This is a genomic window from Trichococcus sp. (genome assembly GCF_049589555.1).
In the GTDB taxonomy this organism is placed as follows: Bacteria; Bacillota; Bacilli; order Lactobacillales; family Aerococcaceae; genus Trichococcus.
In genome coordinates, this window is record NZ_JBAWAZ010000307.1 from 1 (window position 1) to 6,364 (window position 6,364).

Here is a 6,364-nt window from a genome sequence, read left to right on the forward strand (position 1 = left end):
ATCGAGCACTAAGAGGACTAACACAAAGCGGACGCTCTTTGTCCGTGTGTGGTAGTCAGCGTAGGCACAGATTTCTGGGATTCAGAACGCGTTTACGCAGAGCGTGATGATTCGCGCTTAGATACCCGTACGTTGGAGCATCCAGCTTCCGTTCACCTCTTTTGTGGACGACAGCTGGATGTGAAACGTTAGTGGTATCTGCGAATCAGAACGCGTTTACGCAGAGCGTGATGATTCGAGGGAGGGGATGAGCACTAAAAAAAAGACAAGCCATCGCAGCTTGTCTTTCCTCAAATCAATTTTTATTGCCCGAAAGCATCGTTGGCCCAATCGAACAATTTTTGCGAACCCTCGCCGATGCTCTTTCCGAACGAACCCATGCCGTTCATGAACTCATTCAGGCCGCTCTTGATTCCATCGATGATGCCACTGTCATAGGTTTCTTCAGCAGCAGCGACCGCAAATTCAGTTTGCGGGCTGATCGACAACAACGCACCCATCTCGGCACTGTACAAATTCGCCATCGTCTTGCCGGCGTTGTTCAGATTGTGGGCTTCATTGGTTTCGTCATACCCCAACCAAGTAGCGACGACAAGATCGGGTGTGTACCCCACCATCCATTGCGACTTGATGTAGCCTGTTTCCCTATCAAGTTCCGTCGTTCCGGTCTTGCCCGCGATCACCATGCCGTTCGATGGTTGCGCCGATGCGCCGGTTCCGCCATCAGCGTACACGCCCATAAGCATGCTCGTCATTTCCTCGGCGACTGCGGCTGTCGTGACGCGGTTCGTTTCCGCATTCGTATTGTCCACGATCACCGCTCCGGTCGCATCGACAATCTTCGTGATGAAGCGAGCTTCCGTGCGCACCCCTTCATTCACGAAAGTCGTATAGGCACTGGCCAACTGAACTGGCGACACGCCGGTGCTCATCCCTCCGAGCGCGATTGCCCCCAGGTTTTCATCCGCTTCGCCGATGGAGATTCCGAAGTCCTCCAACTTGGCGATCCCTTTCTGGATGCCCAGCTTGTCCAACAGCCACACTGCTGACGTGTTTTTGCTCTCGGCAAGCGCTTGGTACATCGGCAAAGTGTCATACAGACTGTTTTGGTCATAGTTCCAAACGGAATAATCGTCATCGCCGTAAGTCAAAGAATCATCATCCATCACTTCCGCATCGACTTCGAATCCGGCCTCAAGAGCCGGCGTATAGACGGACAACGGCTTGATGGTTGAACCCGGCGCCATAGTCATCTGGGTTGCACGGTTATAGGTCCGGAAACCTTCATAATTCGTAGCACCGACGACCGCGAGCACATCCCCGGTTGCCGGTTCCAAGGCAACAGAAGCACTCTGCAGCAAAGTCCCGTCTTCCGCAGCTGGCAGATAGGCATTCGCATAGGCATCATCCATCTGGTTCTGATAATCCTGATCCAAGCCGGTGTAGATTTTGTAGCCCCTGTTCAGCAGATCCTCTTCATCCAAGCCGTAGGTATTGATGGCCTCGTTTATGACCGCATCGAAATAGTAGGGATAGTTATATCCGCTGTCTGCATAATAGTTATCCACCACATTGATATCTTCAGCGATCGCCGCATCAGCGGTGGCTTGATCAACAAACGCATTGTCCGCCAATAGTTGCAGGACTGTATTTCTTCTGTCAGTGCTCGCTTCATAATTATCGATCGGGTTGTAATAGCTCGGTGACTTCAGGATTCCGGCCAGTACAGCCGCTTCCGACAAGCTGACTTCACTCGCCGATTTTCCGAAGTATTTCTGCGAAGCATCCTCGACGCCCCACACCCCCGACCCGAAGTAGGCGTTGTTCAGGTACATCTCCAGGATTTCGTCTTTCGTGTATTTGCTTTCGATTTCGAACGCCAAAAACAGCTCTTTGGCTTTGCGGATCAACGTCTGATCCAATGTCAGGTAGGCATTTTTGGCCAATTGTTGGGTAAGCGTCGAACCCCCACCGACGATATTCCCGCCATTCACTACGAAGCCGACAGCGGCACGGCCGATTCCGATCGGGTCAACCCCCGTATGCGTGTAAAAACGTTTGTCCTCCGTCGAAACGACCGCAGTCTGGATGTTCGGAGAAATCTGGTCGATTGTCACGAACGTTCCTTTCTGCGAATAGAGTTCCCCGGCTTCATTGCCGTAGCGGTCGTAGATGACCGTTGTCTGTTCCAGACCGGCCTTCAAATTTTCGACGTTGGCGGTCTTTGCCAAGAAAACAAGATAGGTGCTGCTGATTAATGTCCCGATCAACAGGAACAACACGATAAATTTGTTGATCCGATATTTCCGCCAGAGGTTTTTGCGTTTCTCGTTGAAACGGGTCCAAGCTGCTTTCAGAATTTCCTTAAATGGTTTATTTTGCATTTTTTCATCCTTCTTCATTTTCTACATCCCCCCGGCTTGCTGAATGCCTTTGCGGTGCGTGTGGCAGTGGAGAAACAACATAAGTTTGTCACATGAAAGCACATCGCGATAACAGGATTCCGTATCATAGTAACAGGAATCGCTCAAATAAGAAACCGACTTAAGTCGCAGAAGTGCCCCCGTATTGCAATTTCTCTATTTTGATTTATAATTTTAGCATAAGTATCGTTTTGAAATAACCGAATTTTGCTTAAATAATTATTAAGGTAGGTGGCACCAGTGGGACAGAACGCATCAGATGGCAATCATCTGTAGACCAAAAGAATTTTCGAAAACGCGTATTTTCAGGGATTCTTTTGGTCGCTTTCATTTGTTTCAGCGTGAAACCAGAGATCTCGTGAAGAAATTTCCTATTCAGGATCATTATTTCACAGGAGGTGAAGTCTGCTGTCCTCAACGGAAGCAGGCAATCAATTATGTCAATCACAACCGGCTTACTATTATTTTTCCTCATCCTCTTCATCGCTTCATTTTTCGTCATGTCCGAATATGTGCTCGTTAGGATACGTCCTTCCCGGCTGGATTTCCTGGTTGAAGAAGGAAATCCGCAAGCAAAATTATTGAAAAATATGACCGTGAAACTGGACAGCTATCTTTCAGCGACGCAACTGGGGGTTACGATAACTTCCCTTGCCCTTGGTTGGTTAGGGGATCCCACCTTTAAACGCCTGTTCGATACGCTTTTCGGCAACCTGCCGATTCCCAAAGCGATAGCCACCATCATGTCCTTCGTTGTTTCCTTCGCTGTTTTGACTTCCATCCAAGTCATCATCGGTGAACTCGTTCCCAAAAACGTGGCCTTGAGCCGCACGGAAAAAATGGGATTGCGGATCGCGAAACCGTTGAACATTTGGTACCGCGTGATGTATCCACTGATTTTTGTGCTGAACAAAACCGCCAACGGCATTTCAAAAGCGATAGGGATGAAAACAATCGGCGAATCGGACGACAATGTATCCGAGGAAGAACTCCGCCTGATCATGAGCCAAAGCTTGAAGAGCGGCGAAATCAATCGCGAAGAGTACCAATTCGTGGAAAATGTCTTCAATTTCGATGAGCGGATGGCGCGCGAAATCATGGTTCCCCGTACGGAAATAGTAGCGGTGGACTTCAACATGTCGCTTAGCGATATCGCAAATGTCGTGCAGCAAGAAAAATATACTCGCTATCCGGTCATGCGCGAGGATAAAGATTCGATTGTAGGCGTCATCAACACCAAAGAAGTCTTCGCCGCCTTTGTCGAAGCTGTCCAAAATAAGGACGAAAGCAAATTCACCGTCACTGACTTCGTTCGTCCGGTCATCACGGTCATCGAGACGATTCCGATTAAGGAACTCTTGGTCAAGATGCAGAAGGAACATAACCAAGTCGCCATTCTGATTGACGAATACGGCGGCACAAGCGGCCTCGTATCGATGGAGGACATCGTGGAGGAAATCGTCGGCGACATCAGCGATGATTTCGAGACGAAAGATCAACCTGAATTCATCATGCTTGGCGAGAACCATTACCGCATCAGTGCCCGCATGTTGATCGATGATGTCAACGACCTGTTCGGCTTGGACATCGACAACGAAAACGTGGATACGATGGGCGGCTGGCTGCTTGACCAAAAATATGACGTCAAGGAAGGCGAAGAAGTCGAATACCACGGTTACCGCTTCAAAGCCATCCAAAAAGAGAAAAATTCGATCCTCGTCATCGACATCTTTACGACAAGGAAACTGAAAAACCATGTCGACTCTGCAGATTCGACAGAAACAGAAGAACCCGAAGCAACCGAGTAAGCAAACAGAAAAGACTTTGCGGCAGGCACTTGAGCCTACCGCAAAGTCTTTTTTTGTCCGTCAAATTATATTAATGAAGGTGCCCCGTATCCAATTCCGGACGCCCTTTGAAGAAAGGCAGCACCGTCTTAGCGATCAACGGCAGTTTGCCGACTGCATCGCTTTCGATCGTCCATACCAACAACGGCTCATGCAGGCTCAAACGCAGGATGAACCAGCCTTCTCCGTACTGTCCGCCCAGATTCACGCGCACGCCTTCAAGATGGTCCGCAACCAATGCCATATCCTCCGTGGCAGCGATGAAAGCGGCAAAATCCTTGATGATGGCATTGCCCACTTCAAAAATCGGTTCTTCGATGATCGTAAAGCGGTACTCCATCGTTTCTGCCGGCTGTCCTAGCGTTGCGATCAGATCGCCCAAATGCTTGCCTTCCGTTGACAGCTGCGCATCGGCAATCAGCAGTTTTGCGATCAGGTAGGCGCCGTCATCCAGGAAATAATTTTCCTTGAGTGCCGCATGCCCGCTCGTTTCGATAGCCAAGACCGCATTGGTGCCCGCTTCATTCAATTCGATGCCGCGGTTGATGACATTCCGGTAGCCGGTCAGATAACGGTCCTGGACCCCGCCAAGTTCCGTGATGAACGTCTCCAAGTGGGCGGATGTCGCCGAATTCGTGACGATGGTGGCGCCTGGCTCTTCAGTCAACAGCACCGCTGAAATCAATGCAATCAGATTGTTGCGGTTGAACGCTTTTCCATCGCTGTCAACGATTGCTGAACGATCCACGTCGGTGTCGAAAATGATCCCAAGATCGGCCTTGTTTGCGATCACCGCATCCTGGATGCTCTTCATCGCTGCTTTATTGTCTGGGTTCGGGACGTGATTCGGGAACGTGCCGTCCGGATCCAGGAATTGGCTGCCTGAAGTGTCGGCTCCCAAAGGCTGCAGCACCCGTTCCACGAAGAATCCGCCCGCTCCGTTGCCGGCATCCACGATAATGTGGCGTCCGGTCAAAGGCTGCTCAGGGTTTTCAGCTGAAGCAATCCCTTTGCGGATTTTGTCCTGGAGATCGGCTGCGTAAGTCGAAAGCAGATCCATCTCGGTCACAACTGCCGCTTGTTCTTTTTCAACGAACGGTTCCGGCATTTCGAATGCGTATTCCAGAATTTCTTCGATATCCTCGTGCTCTGCTCCACCGGTCTTGGTGAAGAATTTCAGTCCGTTGTATTCAAAAGGAAGATGGCTGGCGGTGATCATGATTGCTGCATCCGTCGCGTAATCTTCGTACTGCGTCGACATGAACATTGCCGGCGTAGTGCAAAGGCCTACATCGATGATTTCGATGGCATACGGCGCCATCCCTGCCATAAGTGCTTTTTTGATGTCACCACCGGATAAGCGGCTGTCCTGTCCGATCGCAATTTTGACTTTCTTTTCGCCGCTCAAGCTGATGTTTTTCCCTTTTTGGAGCCAGTCCACGAAACCATATCCGATGCGCGTCACTTTGTCCGCCGTAAGCGTCGCTTCATGTTTTTCCGTCGGAATCGCAATCCCGCGAACATCCGATCCATTCTGTAAGGCCAATAATGCAGCTTTTTCCATCATTCCATCCCCTTTTCGATTTTCCGTTACATCCATTATACCTATTCGACGGAAATAAAAAAAGAACGGCCGAAGCTTTTTTGCTTCGGCCGAACGGTTTAAAAGCGGAACGGGTTCGTTCAACCCTTCAACTTGTCGTTCTCATAGGTGTGGGTCAATTCCAGATTGGGGAAACCTTGCTGACGCAATGCCTCATAGACGATCATGCAGGCTGTGTTCGAAAGGTTCAGGGAACGCACATGCTCATCATTCATCGGAATGCGCAGGCATTTTTCAGCGTTTTCCTGCATGAAAGTTTCAGGCAATCCGGTCGTCTCTTTGCCGAAGATGAAGAATACGTCCTCATCCTTCGTGAAGTCGGCCTCGCTGTAGATGCGGTCGGCGAACTTTGTGATCAGATACAGCTGGCGGTCGCCCAGATAGTCGAGGAATGCCGCCAGATCCGCATGATGGATGATGTTCACGTCATGCCAATAATCGAGCCCGGCACGTTTCAGTTGCTTATCGTCGGTTGAAAAGCCCAAAGGTTC

Annotated in this window: 4 protein-coding genes; 1 reads left to right on the forward strand and 3 read right to left on the reverse strand. The window is 50.0% G+C overall.

The window, feature by feature from the left end; all coding sequences use genetic code 11:
* Positions 1–302: 302 nt before the first annotated feature.
* Positions 303–2,384 carry a PBP1A family penicillin-binding protein gene (locus WBV27_RS10670; RefSeq protein ID WP_424201931.1) on the reverse strand — a complete coding sequence of 694 codons (2,082 nt, stop codon included), beginning with the start codon at positions 2,382–2,384 and terminating at the stop codon, positions 303–305.
* Between the two features lie 476 nt (positions 2,385–2,860).
* Between WBV27_RS10670 and WBV27_RS10675 the strand changes: the two genes are divergently transcribed.
* Positions 2,861–4,231, forward strand: coding sequence for a hemolysin family protein (locus tag WBV27_RS10675; RefSeq protein ID WP_424201925.1), 1,371 nt, complete (start codon positions 2,861–2,863; stop codon positions 4,229–4,231).
* Positions 4,232–4,301: 70 nt separating this feature from the next.
* Here the strand turns inward: WBV27_RS10675 and WBV27_RS10680 are convergent, their stop codons facing one another.
* On the reverse strand, positions 4,302–5,834 hold the full coding sequence (locus WBV27_RS10680) for a phosphomannomutase/phosphoglucomutase (RefSeq protein WP_424201927.1): 1,533 nt from the start codon (positions 5,832–5,834) through the stop codon (positions 4,302–4,304).
* Positions 5,835–5,953: 119 nt separating this feature from the next.
* A partial coding sequence (locus WBV27_RS10685; protein WP_424201929.1) for a tRNA (cytidine(34)-2'-O)-methyltransferase occupies positions 5,954–6,364 on the reverse strand: 411 nt, incomplete at its 5' end.

Bases quoted from the DNA above. Each gene is read 5' to 3' on its own strand.
- WBV27_RS10670 (WP_424201931.1), bottom strand. From the start codon at position 2,384: ATGCAAAATAAACCATTTAAGGAAATTCTGAAAGCAGCTTGGACCCGT.
- WBV27_RS10680 (WP_424201927.1), bottom strand. From the start codon at position 5,834: ATGGAAAAAGCTGCATTATTGGCCTTACAGAATGGATCGGATGTTCGC.
- WBV27_RS10675 (WP_424201925.1), top strand. From the start codon at position 2,861: ATGTCAATCACAACCGGCTTACTATTATTTTTCCTCATCCTCTTCATC.